Origin of the sequence: Kribbella sp. NPDC026611, assembly GCF_040638345.1 — a bacterium.
Lineage (GTDB): Bacteria > Actinomycetota > Actinomycetes > Propionibacteriales > Kribbellaceae > Kribbella.
This window is the reverse complement of sequence record NZ_JBEZYC010000005.1, coordinates 486,825-504,592: the sequence shown is the minus strand read 5'-3', so window position 1 is coordinate 504,592 and position 17,768 is coordinate 486,825. Positions and strand designations below refer to the sequence as shown.

The following is a 17,768-nucleotide window of genomic DNA, read 5'->3' as shown; positions in this document are numbered from 1 at the left end:
TCGGCTGAACGGTCAGACGTTGTCGGCCGATCGGTGATATTCCTGAGCGGTGACCAACGAGACCGAGCAGGCGGTGCTGGCCGCGGTCGACGACGGGCGGATCGTCGACGAGCTACGCGAGCTGGTGGAGATCCCGAGCGTGGACGGGACTCCGGCGGAGAGCGACGTACAGGCGTGGTGTGCGCAGCGGCTCGCGGAGCTGGGTCTGGTCGTGGACCACTGGCCGCTGGACCTGCAGACGCTCACCGCCGATCCGGCCTTCCCCGGGATGGAGGTCGAACGCGTCGAGGCCTGGGGCTGCGTGGGCGTGCTGGGTGGGGACGCGACGCCGGGGCTGATTCTCAACGGGCATGTCGACGTCGTGCCCGGCGACGACTTCACCGCGCGGATCGAGGACGGCGTGATGTGGGGCCGTGGGACGTGTGACATGAAGGGCGGCGTCGCGGCGATCCTCGGCGCGGTCGCCGCGATCGTTGCCTCCGGCATCAAATTGCGCAAACCGCTGGCCGTGCACACGGTGATCGGCGAGGAGGACGGTGGCGCGGGCGCCTTCGCGACCCTCCGCCGCGGCCACCGCGGCGAGGCCTGCCTGATCGCCGAACCGACCGCCGGCGCGGTGATCCCGGCCAACGCCGGCTCGCTCACTTTCCGGCTCGAGGTCCCCGGCCTCGCCACCCACGGCTCGACCCGGAGCCGCGGGGTCAGCGCGATCGAGAAGTTCACCAAGCTGCAGAGCGCATTGCTGGACCTGGAAGCGGACCGCAACCGGGACCCGCACCCGCTGCTCGCCCACCTCGACCTGGCCAACCCCCTCTCCGTCGGCACGATCAGCGCCGGCGACTGGGCCAGCACCGTCCCGGACCGGCTCATCGCCGAGGGAAGGTACGGCGTACGTCTTGGGGAGACCCTGGCCGACGCACGCACCGCCTTCGAGACGGCCGTGGCCGAGGCGTGCGCGAAGGACGACTGGCTGTGTGAGCACCCTGCCACGGTGACCTGGCCCGGCGGTGTCTTCGCCTCTGGTCTCCTCCCCGCGGGCGACCCCCTCCTCGCTGACACGCTGCAGGCGGCGACGGACGCTGGAGCGAGGCCGGAGGTCAAGGGTGCGCCGTACGGGTCGGACCTCCGGCAGTACTCCGCTGCGGGCATCCCGACGCTGCAGTACGGTCCTGGCGACGTCCGGTACGCCCATGCGGCCGACGAGCACGTCCCGCTGGCCGACGTACTGCATGCGGCGCGTGCCTATGCCCTGCTCGCTGTCCGCCGCTGCAGTTGATACAACTCCACCATGACGCCGCTGCGGGGACGGTCCGAGGAGCTCGGTCAGCTCCTGGACGCGCTATGGGCGGCCGCCGACGGCCAGGCGTCCCTGGCCGTCGTCACGGGTGAGCCCGGCATCGGCAAGTCCGCACTGCTCGCCGCAGCCGCTGAGCAGGCCGAACGCCACGGCTGCTTGGTCGCCACCGCAACCGCACACCAGACCGACGACATCAGCCCGCTCTCCTCATTGGCTCCCGCGCTCCGGGGCGGCCGCGAGCCGCTGATCGACACCTCGGACTTCCTGGAGCTGGCCGCCCTCAACAGCCAGCCGCTGTGGCTGGCTGAGCGCGTCGCCGACCTGCTCGGCCGCCGCCTGGCCGGGGCCAAGGCTCTGATCGTGCTGGACGACGCCCAGTGGTCGGACCCCCTCTCGGCCTTCGTACTGCGGGTAGCGGCGTCCCGCCTCCCCAGCGCCCACGTCGTCTGGCTCGTCGGCACCCGCCCGGTCCCCGGCGGCATCACGGACCAGCTGATAGACGCCGTACGCAGCCAACTGCCGGTCCACGCCATCAACCTGCAGCCGCTCACCACAGCGGCCATCCAGGACCTGGCCACCGATCGCCTGAACGGCCCAGTCGACGCGTCGCTCGCTCGACAGCTCGTCAGCGTCCAGGGCATCCCGTTCCTCGCCGAGCAGCTGATCGCCGGGCTCTACCTGTACGAAGGCAGCGTGCCGACCAGCACCGCCGCCGACGCGGGAGGAGTCGGGCCGTTGCTGACGGGTGCTGTGCCAGCTGGGCCTCTGCCGCACGGGCTCGTAGAGGGCGTGCGGCGCCGGATGAGTGGTCTGTCTGAGACCGCTCGGACCTTGGTGCGGACTGCTGCCGTCTTCGGTAGTGAGTTTCGGTTGGAAGACGTCGGCGCGCTGATGGGTGAGCCTGTCGCTCGGCTGGCTACCGCGCTGGAGGAAGCCATCCAGGCGGGGCTGGTGATGGACGCCGGTACGACGCTGCGGTTCCGCCACGAGCTGCTCCGGACGGCCACGCTCGCCGACGTACCGCCTTCTGCACAGCGTGCCTTGCATGGTGCGATTGCCAATCAGCTGCTGGCTGCCGGGCGAGGTGCGGCAGTGGCCGCGCCGCATGTGTTGGCGGTGGCGCAGCCGGGTGACACCAGCTCGATTGCCACCCTGCGGCAGGCTGCTCAGGAGCTGGTGACCACCATGTCGACCACTGCGGCCGAGGTCATCCAGCAAGCATTCGACCTGACCCCAGTGGACGATCCGCTGCGTGCAGAGGTCGGCGAGGACGTGGTCGCCATCCTGCTCGCGGCGTACCAGTACGACCGCGCCAAAGCCTTTGCCGACGACCTGCTCGGCGACAGCGCGCTCTACCAGGGTCCGCTCACCCCAGACCGCCGTGCCTCGATCCGACTTCGGCTCGCTTCCAGCCAGTGGGCACTCGGTCGCCTGGACCGCCAGGAGCTGTTCGCGCCCGGCGCCGCGACACACCTGACCGAGCGTCTGACTGCCTACCGCATGCTCCTCGCCCCCGACCAGCACGCCGTCGACCAACTGGACAGAGTCACGGACCCAGTTGCCCACGCCGTCCTGCTGGTCGCAGCAGCTGAAGAGGCACGTGCGCTGGGCCAGTTCGCGACCGCCCGGAACTACTACGCCGGGGCCCGGCAGACGCAAGCCAAGCTGAGCGGTCGGCCCGGCGAGCTGGGCGCTCTGCCGGACACCCTGGTCGAGGTGGGCGAGCTCTACTGCCGTGCCGAGACCGACGACCTCCCAGCCGCGCTGGATCGCGTGCGGATGCTGCTGGGCGCCGGCGACTGGCAGTCCGCCCCGCAGCTCGCCGTACTGCGGGCTCGCCTCGAGCTGGCCGCGGGAAACCTGCAGGCAGCCGTCGACGCAGCAGATACCGGCCTGCGCTGGATGAACGACTTCCACGACACGCGATTGGCCCCGGCGGCCCGCCAGGTGCAGGCCCTGGTCGCGTTGCTGCACGCCGACCCGAACAAGGCCCGCGAGCTGGCCGGCAGCGATCCCACGATCAACACGCTGGTGGCGGTCGCCGACGGAGACACCAAGGCAGTCGACCGGCTGAGAGACGTACCGCTGGACTTCCCGGAGCGAATCACCGTCCTCGTGCAGGCCAACGCCAACGACCTGCTCGCCGCAGCAAGCCCATCGACCACTGCAACGGCCGCGCTGGAACTCGTAGCTGCTGGCAACGACCGCAAGCGGTTGGCTTCCGCCACGGACCAGCTACGAACTGTAGGCCGCCCGCTGCTCCTCGCACTGGCCGAGGAACGCTACGGCCGCGCCGAGCTGGCCGACGGCGACCGCAGCACCGGCGTCGCGATCCTCGAGCAGGCCCTGGATCGTCTGACCGAGCTCGGCGCTACCGCACCCGCCGCCCGCATCCAGGCCGCGCTACAAGCAGCCGGAGTACGGCGTCGTCGCTGGACCGCCGTACCGCCGCGAGCCGAAGCCGGCTGGGAGGCGCTCACACCGATGGAGCGCCGGGTCGCCCTGCTCGTGTCCGAAGGGCACACCAACCGCTCCGCGGCCGAGGAGCTCGTCGTCTCGGCCAGCACCGTCGGCACGCACCTCCGCGCCGTCTTCAGCAAGCTCGGCGTCAACTCCCGGGTCCAGCTGGCCCGCCTGGTCCTCGAACGGTTCGCCCCTCCCCCGAACGCATGAGTTTTGGGTGCACCGCACCCCTCAACGCGCTCCTCCCGCCACTCGAAGATCATGTGTTCCGTCGATCCGGCCGGGGGTGGTCAGCCGGTTTGCTTCTCGTATCCGATCCGAAGGAGAGCGAGAACAATGACTGCACAAACCCCGACCGTCGTCCTGGTCCACGGCGCGTTCGCCGAGAACGGCGCCTGGACCGACGTGATCGCCGAGCTCAACAACCGCGGTATCCCCGCGATCGCGGTCTCCAACGAGCTCCGCGGTCCCGCGCTCGACGGCAGCCGGGTCGCCGCCCAGGTCCGGGAGATCGACGGTCCCGTCGTCCTGGTCGGTCACTCGTACGGCGGTGCCGTGATCACCGTCGCCGCCAACCAGGCCGAGAACGTGACCGCCCTGGTATATGTCGCCGCGTTCCTGCCGGACGAGGGCGAGAGCCTGCAGGACCTGCTCGGCAGCTTCCCGGCCAACGACTTCGCTGCCGGTCTGGTCCCGCACCAGCTGCCGACCGGTGACGGTGGCGAGGAGACCTGGCTGACCATCGACCTGGACAAGTTCCCGGCGCTGTTCGCGGCCGACGTGGTGGACGCGGAGCTGCTGGGCCGGACCCAGCGGGCGATCGCGGCCGGAGCGTTCGAGGAGAAGGGCGGTCCGGCGAGCTGGAAGCGGCTGCCGGTCTACGACCTGGTCGCCACCGGTGACCAGGCCATCCACCCGGAGGGGCAGCGGACGATGGCTGCCCGCGCCAAGGCCACCACGATCGAGGTCGACGGCTCGCACGCGGTCGCCGTCTCCCAGGCCAAGACCGTCGCCGACTTCATCGCGACCGCCGTCGAGGCAGGTGCGACCCGATGAACGTCCGTCGCCTGATCACCGTCCTCGCCGCCGCCGTCCTGACCGTCACCGGTGTCAGCACCGCCGCCGCGCAGACCGAGCACAAGCCCAAGCCGACCATCGTCCTGCTGCACGGCGCCTTCGCCGACGGCGCCAGCTGGTCCGAGGTCACCACCCGCCTCCAGAAGGACGGGTACACGGTCGTCGTCCCCGCGGTACCGCTCCGGGGCGTCGCCGCGGATACGACGTACCTGACCGGTGTCCTCAACGGCATCCAGGGGCCGAAGGTCTTGGTCGGTCACTCGTACGGCGGTGCGCTCGTCAGCGAGCTCGCCGGGACCAGTGGGGTCAAGTCACTCGTCTACGTGGCCGCCTTCATCCCGCAGGCCGGTGAGACCATCGGTGCGCTGAACGCGCAGTACCCGGGCAGCCAGGTCGGTCCGGACACCACGAACGCGATCAGCTACCCCGGCGGTGTCGACCTGACGATCAAGCCGGAGCCGTTCCGGCAGGTGTTCGCAGCCGACCTGCCTGCCCGGCAGGCCGCAGTCCTCGGCGCCTCCCAGCGCCCGATCGCCGCAGCCGCCTTCGGCGAGAAGGTCGAGCGCACCGCGCCGGCAGGACTCCCGAAGTACGCCGTCATCCCCACCGGCGACCACGCCATCGCGCCGGCCGCCGAACGCTTCATGGCCCAGCGGGCAGGCGCCACCATCGTCGAGGTCGAAGGCGCCTCGCACCTGGTCGCACTGTCCCACCCGAGCACGGTGACCCACGTCATCGAGCAAGCCGCTCGCTGAACCACCTGTCGGCCGGACCTCACTACGCGGTCCGGCCGACTGCCATGCTCAGATGGCTTGGTACAGGGTCGTCCAGAAGTCCAGCATCAGCTGCGTCGCGCTCGGCACGGTAGCGCCCACCTGGGTGAGCAGTACGCCGACGATGCCGTTGACCGGGTCCGCGTACGTCGACGTACCGCTGCCGCCGTCCCAACCGAACTGGCCAACCGGGGCGTAGTCGCCGCGGTACGTGCGGACCGCCATACCGAAGCCCCAGCCGCCCTGGTGCGTCCCGTGGTTGAGCAGCATCCGGAAGTACGCGTGGTAGTCGTCGGCGGTGGAGTTGAGCCCGCCGCCACCGCCGGGGAACGCCGGTGGCTTGCTGTGGCGGCCGGCCTCGGCCTCGTCCCACACGTGGAACTCACCGGTCTGCGGCCGGTCGCGGAGAAGCCGGTGGGGGTGGGCATCGTGTGTACTCCTTGGGTTGGGTACGTCGGTCAGAGGCTGCGGGCGACGATGTCGCCGACGCTGGTGGTTGCGTGGATGGTGAGCTCCGCGCCGGCGCCTTCGGTGTTGTTCAGCGCGTTGCTGATCCGGCCGCTCGAGGTGCCGGCGTCGAGGGTGGCCGAGACGCCGGCGGCGGTGCCGATCTCGACGTTGCCGGCGTCGGTGCGCAGTACGACGTCGCCGCGGACCGCCTCGGCGATCCGGATGTCGCCCTTGCTGGTGCGGATCTCCGCGGGGCCGTTCAGGCGGCCGACGGAGACGTCACCGGCGGCGGTGGTGATCCGGGCGCTGGCGACGTCGTCGAGATCGATCGAGCCGTGCTCGCTCTTGATCACGAAGTCGCCGTACCGTCCGGTGGCCCGCAGCTCGGCGCTGGCGGCCTTGACCTCCACCTGGGAGCCCGCGGGCAGCTGGACGGTCACCGCGACCGATCCGGTCGGTCCGAAGTACTGGTTCTTCGCGGCGACCTCGATCCGCAGAACGCCGTCGGCGTACTCGACCTTGGCGTCCTCCGCGGCCTTCACGTCCCGGCTCTTCGCGGCGTCCGCGGGCAGGATCTCGACGGTGGTTGCGTCCTGCTCGGCGGCGGTGAACCGGATGCTGCCGGCGGGGATGTCGAGGACCGCGGAGATCGGTGCGGGGGTGCTGAAGTTCGGCATTGTCGTTGCCTTCCTGATGCGTAGTGGTTGAACTGGGACCAACTCTCGAGGCCCGTCCTGACACCGAACCGCCACCGCCCTGACATGCCTGTGTCAGCACCCGGCCCGGTCGGCGATCACGCCCGTAAGGTGGGCGGCGTGGATTCGCGTGGCTTGGCGGACTTGCGTGAGCTGATCGTCGGCGCGGTCGGACGTGAGGGCGCGATCGACGGGTTGTTGCTGTCTCTTGTAGATGCGCCCACGCCCCCGACGGCCGGGCTGGCGTCGCCCACGTTCGCGTTGGTGGCGCAGGGGCGGAAGCGGTTGGCGCTCGGTGAGCAGGTGTTCGAGTACGGCGCCGGCGACTACGTGATCGTGTCTGTGGACCTGCCGGTCACGGGCCACTTCGTCGAGGCATCGAAGGACGCGCCATGTCTCGGCGTCGGGCTCGAGTTGCGACCGGAGTCGATCGCCTCGCTGCTCCTCGACACGAACGAGAAACCCGGCGGCGCGGTCCGCGGTCTCACCGTCGGCCATGCCCCGGCCGAACTGGTCGACGCGATGATCCGCTTGCTCCGACTGGTCCACCAACCCGACGACGCCCCCGTGCTCGCGCCACTCGTGCAGCGCGAGATCCTCTGGCGCCTGCTGCGCAGCCCGCAAGGCGCGGCGGTTCGCGAGATCGGGCTCGCCGACAGCAGCCTGTCGCACGTCGCGCGGGTCATCGGCTGGATCCGCAAGCACTACACCGAGCCGTTCCGGGTCGAGGACCTGGCCGCGATGGCCGGCATGAGTACGTCGGCCTTCCACCGCCACTTCCGCACCGTCACCGAGCTCACCCCGATCCAGTTCCAGAAGAAGATCCGGCTGCACGAAGCCCGGCTCCGCGTGGTCGGGCTCGGCGAGGACGTGACGAGCGCGGGGTACGCCGTGGGCTACGACAGCCCGTCGCAGTTCAGCCGCGAGTACCGCCGCGAGTTCGGTACGCCACCGAGCCGCGATCGAGCAGGATCAGGCAAGTTGGCGCCAGCATTGATCTAACGAACTCACAGTCCTAGCACGTCTACTGGTGTGGTACCTGTTCCTGACCCAGTAGGAGTTGTGCACGATTATGCAAGTAGCTGTGATCACCGGCGGCAGTTCCGGCATCGGCCAGGGGGCCGCGTTCGAGATCGCGAAGCGCGGTACGGCCGTCGTCGTCACCTACCACGGCGGCCGCGAGCGCGGCCTCGACACGGTCGAGCGGATCGAGAAGGACGGCGGTACGGCGGTTGCGCTGCCGCTGGACGTATCCCGGCCGGAGACGTTCGCGGCGTTCGGGGCCGCGCTGACCGACGTACTGACGCGGTGGGATCGGACGACGTTCGACTTCCTCGTCAGCAACGCCGGCGTCGGGCAGCCTCCGGTCAGGTTCGAGGAGACCACCGAGGACCTGTTCGATCAGATGGTCAACGTCCATCTGAAGGGTCCGTACTTCCTCACGCAGACTCTCCTTCCGTTGATCGCCGACCACGGTTCGATCGTGTACACGACCAGCACTTCGGCGCTCCAGTCGGCGCGGCCGTCGCCCGGGTACTCGGTCTACGCGAGTGTGAAGGGCGCGCAGATCGTGCTCACCCGGTACCTCGCCAAGGAGCTGAGTGTCCGTGCGATCCGGGTCAACGCCGTTGCTCCCGGCGTGACCCGGACGCGCCTCGGTGGCGACGCGTTCGCCGAGCATCCCGAGTGGATTCCCCCGATCGCGGAACGGACCGCGCTCGGCCGGATCGGTGAGTCCGACGACCTCGGCAAGGTCATCGCGTTCCTCGGCTCCCCCGACTCGGGCTGGATCACCGCTCAGACCGTGGAGGCCTCGGGCGGCTACGAGCTCTGAATTACCCGTTCCAGGGCCGCGCGGCCGAGGGGGCCCCAGTGTTTCTTGCCGCCTGGCAGGCCCTCTTCGCCGTTGCGGCCCATCGACATCAGGAACATCGCCCGTACGACGGCCCAGCCGCGAGCACGCCGTACCGTCGCATCGTCCACCGGGTAGCGCTCGAAGACGCGGTCGGCGGCGCCGTCGGGCAGCAGGACCCACGCGGCGGCCAGGTCGTTCGCGGGGTCGCCGGCGCAGACCTCCTCGAGGTCGATCACTCCGGCCAGCGTGCCGTCGGCAACGACCACGTTGGCCGGGTGCAGGTCGCCGTGCAACCAGACCCGCGGCCGGCGCCACTCCGGTGCGGCCAGTGCCTCCTCCCAGACCACTCGGGCCTCCTCCGGAGCGCCGACGTGGGTACGCAGCCGCTCGAAGTCCTCCACCCGGCTCCGCGGCGGCCCGGTCCGGTCGCTCACCGGCGCGTCCGCCGGCGACTCGGTGTGCAGGGCCTGCAGGAAGTCCACGAGTACGTCGGCCGCGGCCGGGTCAGTGATCGGTGCGTAGTCACCTGCTTCACCGGCGACCCACGTGGTCACCAGCCACGTCCGCGGGAACCGGTCCGACGGCTTACCCAGCCGGACCGGGGTCTGGACCGGCAGCGGGACGCGGGCTGCGATGTCAGGCACCAGTTGGTACTCCTTGAGCAGCAGGTCCGGCGTCCGGTCCTGGCGCGGCATCCGTACGGCCAGCTCGTCGCCCAGCCGCCACATCTGGTTCCCCCAGCCGCCCACGACCTCCTGCAGCTCCAGCTCCGCCAGGTCAGGGTGCTGCTCCTGCAACAGGGCCCGTACAAGATCGTCGTCCACGGCCCGTCAGACGCGTCACACCCGAGATCGGTTGGGAATGGGTCCGCAGAATGATCAGTTGGTGCTGATTATGCGTATTGATGTGTGGTCCGATGTCGTCTGCCCGTGGTGCTACATCGGCAAGCGCCGGCTGGAGCAGGCGCTGGCCGCGAGCGGCGACAGCGCGACGGTCGTCTGGCACAGCTTCCAGCTCGACCCGTCCTCGACGAACGACGACCCGCGCGACCTGGCCACCCGGCTGGGTGAGAAGTACGGCCGCGGTGCCGAGTGGGGCCGCCAGGCGAACGCCCACGTGACCGAGGTCGCGGCGGAGGTCGGACTGGAGTACCACCTCGACCAGGCGAAGCCGGTCAACACCGTCGACGCCCACCGGCTGCTCCACCTGGCCCTCGAGCTTGGTGAGGCCGGTGAGGTTCCCGCTGACACGCAGGGCAAGCTCAAGGAGCGGCTGCTGAAGGCGTACTTCACCGACGGCCTTCCGACCGGCGACCACGCCACCCTGACCGAACTGGCCGTCGAGGTCGGCCTCCCGGCGGACCAGGTGCGCGAGGTGCTCGCAGGTACGGCGTACGCCGATGACGTCGCGGCGGACCAGGCACAGGCGCTCGCGTACGGCGCGAACGGCGTGCCGTTCTTCGTCATCGACCAGAAGTACGGCGTCAGCGGTGCGCAGCCGGTGGAGGTGTTCCAGGAGGCGCTACGCCGAGCGAATGCGGACCGTCAGCCGGTGACGCTGATCACCGCGCCGGGTGCCACCGACGGTGACGCGGCCTGCGGACCGGACGGTTGCCCGATCTGAGCCTGAACGCATCAGCGGTGGGTACCGGTAGACGTACTAACCGTGGTGTATGAAGGAGGCATGACTGTCGTGCGCGCACTGGCCAGGCCGTTGCTGTCCGTCATTTTCGTAGTCCAGGGCGTTAACGCGATCCGCAACCCCGAGCCGCTGGTGCCCAAGGCCCAGCCGGTGACGGACCGGCTCGTGCCGATGGTGAAGCGGGTCGCACCGGCGCAAGTGGGCGACCGGCTGCCGGAGACCACGGCCAACCTCGTCCGGCTGAACGGCGCGGTGCACGTGATCGGCGGTCTGGCGCTGGCGACCGGCAAGGGCCGGCGGCTGGCAGCCGGGGCGCTGGCGGCATCGCTGGTACCGACGACGCTCGCCGGGCACCCGTTCTGGCAGGAGAAGGACCCCGCGGTCCGGAACCAGCAGCGCATCTCGTTCATGAAGAACCTGGGCGTGCTCGGCGGCCTGCTGCTCGCCGCGGTCGACACCGAGGGCAAGCCGGGTGTCGCCTGGCGCGCCTCGCACGGCGCCAAGGCCGCGAAGCGGGAGACCAGGCGCGGCGCGAAGGCCGCCAAGCGCGAGACCAAGCGTGGTGCAGAGGCGGCCAAGCGCGAGGCCAAGCAGCTGGCCCGTGAGGCGAAGCACGCCGCGAAACTCGCGAGGGCTGAGCTCCACCTGTCCTGACCTGTCCTGGTTCTACGCTTACACAGTGCCTACGTACAGTGACGACGGCCAGTGGTGGTGGGACGGCCGCTCCTGGCGACCGCTGGCGGAGCTCCCTCCCCAGCAGCAACCGCAGTACTCACCACCGCAGCAGTACGCGCCACCGCAGCAGCAGTACCCGCCTCAGCAGTACACACCGCAGCAGCAGGGGTTCTACAACCCGCCGCCGCCCAAGAAGAAGACCAGCACCGGTCTGATCGTGGGCCTGCTGGTCGTGGCTCTGGTGGTGCTGTCCGGCGGTGGCGTGCTCGTCTGGAAGCTGAGGTCGAGCAAGAGCGGCGACTCGACGGCTGACGCACCGCACGGCAAGACGATCGAGCCGGGGCAGCCCGTCACCGCGGAGACGCTGGCCGAGGTGGACCCGCAGACGTTCTTCGAAGGTGTCGCGAAGCGGCAGATGACCCAGCCGCTGGCGCGGTACAAGATGACGACGTTCGGCGACCAGCAGAACTTCCTGTCCAGGACCAAGCTCTGGACGGTCGTCGACTCGGCGATCGACCACGAGAGCAACCAGTTCTACTACGCCCAGACCTTCATGGACCACCCGACCGAGCAGCAGCCGACCAGCTCCATCTGCAAGGGCGGCAAGAGCTACAGCTGGTCGTACCTCAACAAGGTCTGGCAGGTCGTTCCGTTCGACAGCCCGGAGTGCACCAAGCCGCGCGGGTACGGCACGGGCGACGCCCTGTTCGCCAGCGGCCTCACCGACAGCCAGGCGGACACGGTGCTGGCCAAACTGCGCAGCTACAAGGGCTATGTGAACCCGGCCAAGCCCACGCTCCTGTCAGCCGGTGGCAAGACGTACGTGCGGCAGGTGGTCGACTTCACGCCGATCATCCTGTCCAACGACAGCTACGGCGGTACGGCGATCTCCATGTGGGCGTTCCGGGACGCAGGCCTCGACCCGGTGACCTGGCCCTGGTCGAACCCCTACCCGCTGGGCGTCGGTATCCACGCCGTCTACTACCTGGACACCCAGACTCTGCTGCCGGTTGCTGCCTTCCAGAAGGGCATCCCGGCACCTGCGCACGGCAGTGACGAGGCGATCCCGGCACCTGAGGTCCAGGTGATCAACTACTCGTTCCCGAAGACGCTCCCGGTCCCTGTGCTCAACAAGTCCAACCAGGCCCTGACGATCACTCCGCCGGAAGGCTGGAAGCTCCAGTGACGCCGATGCCCTAGGCTCGGAGCTGGACAACCGAGCCGAAGGAGCAGGATGGGCGAGCAGCAGGGATGGCCGGCGCCGCGGGCCGAAGGGCCAGTGACCGGCATGGTGACGGTGCCTGGATCGAAGTCGATCAGCAACCGCGCGCTCATCCTCGCCGCGCTCGCCGACGGCCCGTCGCACCTCACCGGCCTGCTGGCGGCCCGCGACACCGCTCTGATGCGGGCCGCGCTCGTCTCTCTCGGCGTAGGCATCGCGGAGAGCGGTGCGACGGTCACCGTCACGCCTGGCTCGCTCAAGGGCCCGGCAAACGTCGACTGTGGGCTGGCCGGCACGGTCATGCGCTTCGTACCACCGGTCACTGCGCTGGCTGACGGTGTGGTCGCGTTCGACGGCGACGAGTACGCGCGGGAGCGCCCGATGGGCGTCATCCTCGGCGCCCTGCGGACCCTCGGCGTACAGATCGACGACGGCGGCAGCGGCCGGATGCCGTACACGGTGTCGGGCACGGGCTCGGTCCGCGGCGGCAAGGTGACGCTGGACGCGTCCGGGTCGAGCCAGTTCGTGTCCGCGCTGCTGCTGGCGGGTGCGCGGTACGACGAGGGCGTCGACATCCGGCACGACGGGAAGCCGGTGCCGTCGCAGCCGCACCTGGACATGTCGGTGGCGATGCTGCGCGAGCGCGGTGTGTTCGTCGACGACGGCGAGCCGAACCGGTGGGTCGTTGTCCCGGGCCCCATTCGGGCGGTGGACACCGCGATCGAGCCGGACCTGTCGAACGCGGCGCCGTTCCTGGCCGCGGCCGTGCTCACCGGCGGCGCCGTCACCGTCACCGGGTGGCCGGCCGAGACCACCCAGCCGGGTGGTCAGCTGCCCGACATCTTCACTCGCTTCGGCGCGACGGTGACCCGGACCGAGGACGGCCTGACCGTGCGCGGCTCCGGTCAGGTGTCCGCTGTCGACCTGGATCTCAGCGAGGTCGGTGAGCTGTCGCCGGTCATCGCGGCGGTGGCAGCCTTCGCCGACGGGCCGTCGTACCTGCGGGGCATCGCGCATCTACGCGGCCACGAGACCGACCGGCTGGCGGCGCTCGAGCGCGAGTTCAACGCGCTCGGTGGCGACGTCACCCAGCTCGAGGACGGCCTCGCGATCCGGCCGAAGCCCTTGCACAGCGGGCTTTTCCACACCTACGCCGACCACCGGATGGCCCACGCGGCCGCCGTCCTCGGCCTGCTCGTCGACGGCGTCGAGATCGAGAACATCGCCACCACGGCCAAGACCCTCCCCGAGTTCCCCGAGCTCTGGTCAGGTTTGAGCCGTGCGTGACGCCCCCGCGCCTACTGCGCGGCCCTCGGCACGGCATCTCGCCGCACTGGAGCAGAGGCCACGATGGATCCGCATCGAGGCCTCCACTCCAGCACGGCGAGCTACCGCACCGAGCACCTGCTCGCTACGGCGCGGGGCCATCACACACGGCTCGGCTGGCTGATGTCGCGGTACGACGAGGAGGCGAAGTACGACCGGCCCAGGCGCCACACGCGGCCGCGGACCAAGGACCGGCCCGCGTACGACGACGCTGTCGAGGGCGTTGTCATCACGCGGGACCGTGGTCGCTACACCTGCTGGGTCGGTGACACCAGCACAGGCCACCAGGTGACGGCGATGAAGGCCCGGCAGCTCGGCAAGCAGGGCGTGATCGTCGGCGACCGGGTCAAGCTCGACGGTGACGCGAGTGGCGACGAGGGCACGCTGGCCCGCATCGTCGGCGTCGTACCCCGGACGACGCTGCTGCGCCGGTCCGCCGATGACGACGACCCGGTAGAGCGTCCGCTGGTGGCCAACGCGGACCAGTTGGTCATTGTGGTCGCGGTGGCCAACCCAGAGCCCCGCACCGGACTGGTCGACCGCTTCCTGGTGGCGGCGTACGACGCAGGCATGCGGCCGCTGCTCTGCCTCACCAAGACCGACCTGGCCGACCCGGACCCGCTGCTGTCCATCTACCGCCCGCTAGGCGTCGAGTCGGTCACGACCAAGCTGGGCAGCGAGCCCGCCGAGCTCCGCGAGCAGCTGAACGACCGGACCAGCGTCCTCGTCGGCCACTCCGGTGTCGGCAAGTCCACCCTGGTCAACGCGCTCATTCCAGGCGCGCACCGCGCGACCGGCATCGTCAACGAGGTCACCGGCCGCGGCCGCCATACGTCGACGAACACCGTCGTACTGCGGCTGCCCGACGGCGGCTGGCTGATCGACACGCCTGGCATCCGCTCGTTCGGACTCGCCCATGTGAACCCGGATCGCCTGATCAACGCGTTCCCGGACCTGGCCGAGATCACTGCGGACTGCCCCCGCGGCTGCACCCACAACGAGACAGCGCCGGACTGCGCCCTCGACGAGGCCATCCGCGAGGGGCGTGCGGACGCAGCCCGGGTGGACTCGTTCCGCCGGCTCCTGGCGTCCCGCACCGAGGCTACTTAGGCAGCTGGCCTTCCCAGACTGCCCGTGCCCCGGCGTCACCGGTGCGGACCGTTTGGTAGAGGACGAGCACGGCTACTACCACTACCGCCAGCTGCGTCACCAGCTCGAGCGGGCGGCTTGTGGTTGCCTTCGCCCCCTTTCCGGACGCGAGTGCCGACTGCCCGCCGAGGAGCAGGAAGGCGGCAACGGCAACGACCGCGAACGCCACGCAGAACCAGACCAGCAGGTCGCCGCGCTTCGCGTGCACCGCAACGGCCTTCTCCAGTGTGGGTACGGCGTTGACGAACGCTTCGCCGCTCTTCTTGGCGACGTACGCGCACACCACCGTGCCGATGCCGAGCAGCAGGACCGGCCAGCGCAGGAACCACCGCCAGCGCGGCACCAGCGCGAAGACGATCCCGGTCAGCGCAGCGACCGGCAGCACGATCACGGCGAGATGAATCACCAGCACATGCAGCGGCAGGTCCCCGAAGCGCTCGAACATTGACGCCTCCATGGCAGTCGTAGCGGTGGTCAGACACTAGTGGCACGTTCAAGCACCCGCTTTGGTTCAATTCATGCCGCAACCCAACCGCAACTTCTGGGCGGCCGGGCGGCAGGCTAGCCTTCCGGCATGCCTTCGCACACGGATGACCTGCGCCTCGCCCACGTGCTGGCCGACGACGCGGACTCGACCACGATGGACCGGTACAAGGCGCTCGACCTGCACGTGGCCACCAAGCCCGACCTCACCCCGGTCAGCGACGCGGACCGGAAGGTCGAGGACGTGATGCGCAAGACGCTCGCCCGGGCCCGGCCGCGGGACGCGTTCGTGGGCGAGGAGGAAGGCACCACCGGCTGGGGCGTGCGGCGCTGGGTGGTCGACCCGATCGACGGCACCAAGAACTACATCCGCGGCGTCCCGGTCTGGGCCACGCTGATCAGCCTGATGATCGAGGACCAGGTCGTCGTCGGCGTGGTCTCCGCCCCGGCGCTCGGCAAGCGCTGGTGGGCGTCGTACGGCGACGGCGCCTGGACCGGTCGCGCGCTGCACACCGCGCAGCCCTGCCGGGTCAGCGACGTCAGCCGGATCGAGGACGCCTCGCTGTCCTACTCGTCGCTCAAGGGCTGGGACAAGCTCGGCAAGAAGGACCAGTGGGCCGGACTGATGGAGTCCTGCTGGCGGACCCGGGCGTACGGCGACTTCTGGTCGTACATGCTGGTCGCGGAGGGCGCTGTGGACATCGCAGCGGAGCCCGAGCTGAACCTGTACGACATGGCCGCGCTGGCGATCATCGTCGACGAGGCCGGCGGCAAGTTCACCTCGATCGACGGTGTGCCGGGTCCGAACGGCCCGAACGCGGTCGCTTCCAACGGTCGCTTGCACGACGAGGTGCTCAGCCGCCTCGCTTGATCCTGCGGGTCAGGAACTCCGCCTCCACCGGGTTGCTGGTGAACGCCAGCGCCTCCTCGTACGCCGCTCTCGCCTCTGCCGTCCGCCCGAGCCGCCACAGCAGCTCACCGCGGGTCGAGGCGAGATACGGGTACGTCGCCAACGCCGGGTCGTCCGGGAGTTGTCGCAGTGCCGCCTCCGGACCCTCGACGTAGCTGAGCGCCACGACCCGATTCAACGCGACCACTGGGGACGGCCACCTGGCGAGCAACAAGTCATACAGTCCTAGGATCTCGGACCAGTCCGTTTGCTCCCAGGATTCGGCCTCCGCGTGCACCGCTGCGATCGCCGCCATCAGTCCGTAGCGGCCGGCTGGTCTGACAGCCTCCGGGACCAGCGCCAAGCCTTCCGCGATCAGCTGACGGTCCCAGAGCGTCCGGTCCTGGTCCTCCATTAACACCAGGCCCTTGGCGTCGACCCGCGCAGCCTGTCGTGCTTCCGTGAGCAGAAGCAGCGCAAGCAAACCAGCCGCCTCAGAACTGTCCGGCAGCAGCAGACGAATCATCCGCGCAAGGTCAATGCCCCGCTCACCCAGGACTGGTCTGGTCAGGGTGTGGCCACCAGGCCCCGTGTCTCCGGTGGCTGCGGGAGGTGCAGTGGCTGCGGGAGGTGCAGTGGCTCCGGGGGGTGGGGTGTGGTCGGGGAGGGCGGTGTGGCCGGCTGTGTACACGAGGTGGATTACGTCGAGGACTGCTTCGATGCGGTCGGGGAGGTCGGCGGGGCTTGGGATGCGGTACGGGATGCCGGAGCGGGAGATCTTCTGCTTGGCGCGGGTGATGCGCGCCTGCATGGTCGCCTCCTTCACCAGGAACGCCTTGGCGATCTCCGCCGACGACAGCCCGCACACCAGCCGCAGCGTGAGCGCTATCTGCGCCTCCTGTGCCAGCGCCGGGTGACAGCACGTGAACACGAGTCGAAGCCTGTCGTCCGGGAACGTCCCGTCCCGCACGACCTCCTCCTCGGGCATGAGCAGCGGGAGCTTCCGCCGTACCACGTCTGCTCTCCGCCGCAGCTCCAGCGCCCGCCGGGTCGCCACGGTGGTCAGCCACGCACCAGGACGCTCCGGCACCCCCTTGTCCCGCCAGTGCACCAGGGCCTTCGCGTACGCGTCCTGCACACAGTCCTCGGCCAGGTCGAGGTCTGCCGCGACCCGTGCGGTCGCAGCGAGCACGAAGGCCCACTCGCTCGAGTGGGCCTTCGCTACCGCCTCAGCGACTGGGTCAGCCACCGTTGACCAGCGGGCGGACCTCGACACCACCCATTGGTGACGGGACCTGCTTGGCGATCGCGAGCGCCTCGTCCAGGTCGGCCGCCTCGATGATGTAGTAGCCGCCCATGACCTCCTTGGTCTCCGCGAACACCCCGTCGGTGACGACGTACCCGCCGTTGCCGTCGGAGCGGATCGACGTCGCGGTGGTGCTGTCGTCGAGCTGGCCACCCCCGCGGAGCGCGGCCCCGTTGGCCTCCGCGAAGGCCTGGTGGTTCTTGTGGTTCTGCTCCATCACCGAGCCGTCGTCGGCCGCCCACTTGGCCTCGTCGTCGTAGATCATCACCAGGTACTTGCCCACGTCGGGTCACCTCTCCTGTCGTCCGTCGGTTCCAGCATTCACCATCCCGATGCACGAGCCGGGCCGAAATCGACAACCTCCGGGGGCGAGTTTCGCGACCACGTAGAGGGTGCCTGGTAACTCTGCGCCGTAGCGAGCAGGTGCTCGACGGAGTGCCTCGGTGTGCTGGAGGGCAGGGGTAGAT

At 69.8% G+C, this 17,768-nt stretch carries 18 protein-coding genes; 12 read left to right on the top strand and 6 right to left on the bottom strand.

The genetic code is table 11. The features are described from left to right. Nucleotides 1-49: 49 nt before the first annotated feature. The 4 genes from AB0E69_RS24075 (at nucleotide 50) to AB0E69_RS24060 (ending at nucleotide 5,592) form a co-directional block, all read left to right on the top strand. Entirely contained in the window at nucleotides 50-1,276 is a 1,227-nt protein-coding gene (locus AB0E69_RS24075) for a M20/M25/M40 family metallo-hydrolase (protein ID WP_360150005.1), read from the top strand. A gap of 12 nt (nucleotides 1,277-1,288) precedes the next feature. Further along, nucleotides 1,289-3,970 (top strand): AAA family ATPase, encoded by a 2,682-nt coding sequence (locus AB0E69_RS24070; RefSeq protein WP_360150002.1) that lies wholly within the window; start codon nucleotides 1,289-1,291, stop codon nucleotides 3,968-3,970. Between the two features lie 126 nt (nucleotides 3,971-4,096). Beyond that, nucleotides 4,097-4,816, top strand: a complete 720-nt coding sequence (locus AB0E69_RS24065) for an alpha/beta hydrolase (RefSeq protein WP_360149999.1) — start codon at nucleotides 4,097-4,099, stop codon at nucleotides 4,814-4,816. Next, nucleotides 4,813-5,592 carry an alpha/beta hydrolase gene (locus AB0E69_RS24060; RefSeq protein WP_360149996.1) on the top strand — a complete coding sequence of 260 codons (780 nt, stop codon included), beginning with the start codon at nucleotides 4,813-4,815 and terminating at the stop codon, nucleotides 5,590-5,592. Before AB0E69_RS24065 ends, AB0E69_RS24060 begins: the two co-directional genes overlap by 4 nt. Before the next feature lie 48 nt (nucleotides 5,593-5,640). On the opposite strand, the gene AB0E69_RS24055 is transcribed toward AB0E69_RS24060, so the two are convergent. Together AB0E69_RS24055 and AB0E69_RS24050 are read right to left on the bottom strand one after the other, a co-directional pair. Next, nucleotides 5,641-5,985 carry a hypothetical protein gene (locus AB0E69_RS24055; protein WP_360149993.1) on the bottom strand — a complete coding sequence of 115 codons (345 nt, stop codon included), beginning with the start codon at nucleotides 5,983-5,985 and terminating at the stop codon, nucleotides 5,641-5,643. 83 nt (nucleotides 5,986-6,068) lie between these two features. After that, nucleotides 6,069-6,737, bottom strand: coding sequence for a DUF4097 family beta strand repeat-containing protein (locus tag AB0E69_RS24050; RefSeq protein WP_360149990.1), 669 nt, complete (start codon nucleotides 6,735-6,737; stop codon nucleotides 6,069-6,071). Nucleotides 6,738-6,875: 138 nt separating this feature from the next. Between AB0E69_RS24050 and AB0E69_RS24045 the strand changes: the two genes are divergently transcribed. Together AB0E69_RS24045 and AB0E69_RS24040 are read left to right on the top strand one after the other, a co-directional pair. After that, nucleotides 6,876-7,757: an AraC family transcriptional regulator gene (locus tag AB0E69_RS24045; protein ID WP_360149987.1), complete on the top strand. Its 882-nt coding sequence runs from the start codon at nucleotides 6,876-6,878 to the stop codon at nucleotides 7,755-7,757. Between the two features lie 70 nt (nucleotides 7,758-7,827). Continuing rightward, entirely contained in the window at nucleotides 7,828-8,589 is a 762-nt protein-coding gene (locus AB0E69_RS24040) for an SDR family oxidoreductase (protein WP_360149983.1), read from the top strand. Here AB0E69_RS24040 and AB0E69_RS24035 read toward each other — a convergent pair. Further along, a complete protein-coding gene (locus AB0E69_RS24035; RefSeq protein WP_360149980.1) occupies nucleotides 8,577-9,434 on the bottom strand; it encodes an aminoglycoside phosphotransferase family protein in 858 nt (285 codons plus the stop codon). The two genes, AB0E69_RS24040 and AB0E69_RS24035, sit on opposite strands and share 13 nt — an antisense overlap. A 70-nt stretch (nucleotides 9,435-9,504) precedes the next feature. On the opposite strand from AB0E69_RS24035, the gene AB0E69_RS24030 reads away from it, so the two are divergent. The 5 genes from AB0E69_RS24030 (at nucleotide 9,505) to rsgA (ending at nucleotide 14,584) form a co-directional block, all read left to right on the top strand. Further along, nucleotides 9,505-10,233 carry a DsbA family oxidoreductase gene (locus tag AB0E69_RS24030; protein WP_360149977.1) on the top strand — a complete coding sequence of 243 codons (729 nt, stop codon included), beginning with the start codon at nucleotides 9,505-9,507 and terminating at the stop codon, nucleotides 10,231-10,233. 60 nt (nucleotides 10,234-10,293) lie between these two features. After that, entirely contained in the window at nucleotides 10,294-10,905 is a 612-nt protein-coding gene (locus AB0E69_RS24025) for a DoxX family membrane protein (protein ID WP_360149974.1), read from the top strand. 25 nt (nucleotides 10,906-10,930) lie between these two features. Then, nucleotides 10,931-12,112: a hypothetical protein gene (locus tag AB0E69_RS24020; protein WP_360149971.1), complete on the top strand. Its 1,182-nt coding sequence runs from the start codon at nucleotides 10,931-10,933 to the stop codon at nucleotides 12,110-12,112. A 48-nt stretch (nucleotides 12,113-12,160) separates the two neighbouring features. Then, nucleotides 12,161-13,435 (top strand): 3-phosphoshikimate 1-carboxyvinyltransferase, encoded by a 1,275-nt coding sequence (gene aroA / locus AB0E69_RS24015; RefSeq protein ID WP_360149968.1) that lies wholly within the window; start codon nucleotides 12,161-12,163, stop codon nucleotides 13,433-13,435. A 162-nt stretch (nucleotides 13,436-13,597) separates the two neighbouring features. Next, nucleotides 13,598-14,584 (top strand): ribosome small subunit-dependent GTPase A, encoded by a 987-nt coding sequence (gene rsgA / locus AB0E69_RS24010; RefSeq protein ID WP_360150098.1) that lies wholly within the window; start codon nucleotides 13,598-13,600, stop codon nucleotides 14,582-14,584. Here rsgA and AB0E69_RS24005 read toward each other — a convergent pair. Further along, a complete protein-coding gene (locus AB0E69_RS24005; protein ID WP_360149966.1) occupies nucleotides 14,577-15,068 on the bottom strand; it encodes a DUF2231 domain-containing protein in 492 nt (163 codons plus the stop codon). The two genes, rsgA and AB0E69_RS24005, sit on opposite strands and share 8 nt — an antisense overlap. A 129-nt stretch (nucleotides 15,069-15,197) precedes the next feature. Here AB0E69_RS24005 and hisN point away from each other — a divergent pair, with 129 nt between their 5' ends. Then, nucleotides 15,198-15,977 carry a histidinol-phosphatase gene (gene hisN, locus AB0E69_RS24000; protein ID WP_360149963.1) on the top strand — a complete coding sequence of 260 codons (780 nt, stop codon included), beginning with the start codon at nucleotides 15,198-15,200 and terminating at the stop codon, nucleotides 15,975-15,977. Here hisN and AB0E69_RS23995 read toward each other — a convergent pair. Both AB0E69_RS23995 and AB0E69_RS23990 read right to left on the bottom strand, forming a co-directional pair. Beyond that, nucleotides 15,961-17,244, bottom strand: a complete 1,284-nt coding sequence (locus AB0E69_RS23995) for a DUF6596 domain-containing protein (RefSeq protein ID WP_360149960.1) — start codon at nucleotides 17,242-17,244, stop codon at nucleotides 15,961-15,963. The two genes, hisN and AB0E69_RS23995, sit on opposite strands and share 17 nt — an antisense overlap. Next, complete coding sequence (locus AB0E69_RS23990) at nucleotides 17,237-17,584, bottom strand: YciI family protein (protein ID WP_360149957.1); 348 nt, start codon at nucleotides 17,582-17,584, stop codon at nucleotides 17,237-17,239. The genes AB0E69_RS23995 and AB0E69_RS23990 overlap by 8 nt, the downstream gene beginning before the upstream one ends. Between the last annotated feature and the right edge of the window lie 184 nt (nucleotides 17,585-17,768).

Bases quoted from the DNA above. Each gene is read 5' to 3' on its own strand.
- AB0E69_RS24070 (WP_360150002.1), top strand. From the start codon at position 1,289: ATGACGCCGCTGCGGGGACGGTCCGAGGAGCTCGGTCAGCTCCTGGAC.
- AB0E69_RS24065 (WP_360149999.1), top strand. From the start codon at position 4,097: ATGACTGCACAAACCCCGACCGTCGTCCTGGTCCACGGCGCGTTCGCC.
- AB0E69_RS24060 (WP_360149996.1), top strand. From the start codon at position 4,813: ATGAACGTCCGTCGCCTGATCACCGTCCTCGCCGCCGCCGTCCTGACC.
- AB0E69_RS24050 (WP_360149990.1), bottom strand. From the start codon at position 6,737: ATGCCGAACTTCAGCACCCCCGCACCGATCTCCGCGGTCCTCGACATC.
- AB0E69_RS24040 (WP_360149983.1), top strand. From the start codon at position 7,828: ATGCAAGTAGCTGTGATCACCGGCGGCAGTTCCGGCATCGGCCAGGGG.
- AB0E69_RS24030 (WP_360149977.1), top strand. From the start codon at position 9,505: ATGCGTATTGATGTGTGGTCCGATGTCGTCTGCCCGTGGTGCTACATC.
- AB0E69_RS24025 (WP_360149974.1), top strand. From the start codon at position 10,294: ATGACTGTCGTGCGCGCACTGGCCAGGCCGTTGCTGTCCGTCATTTTC.
- aroA (WP_360149968.1), top strand. From the start codon at position 12,161: ATGGGCGAGCAGCAGGGATGGCCGGCGCCGCGGGCCGAAGGGCCAGTG.
- rsgA (WP_360150098.1), top strand. From the start codon at position 13,598: ATGTCGCGGTACGACGAGGAGGCGAAGTACGACCGGCCCAGGCGCCAC.
- AB0E69_RS24005 (WP_360149966.1), bottom strand. From the start codon at position 15,068: ATGTTCGAGCGCTTCGGGGACCTGCCGCTGCATGTGCTGGTGATTCAT.
- hisN (WP_360149963.1), top strand. From the start codon at position 15,198: ATGCCTTCGCACACGGATGACCTGCGCCTCGCCCACGTGCTGGCCGAC.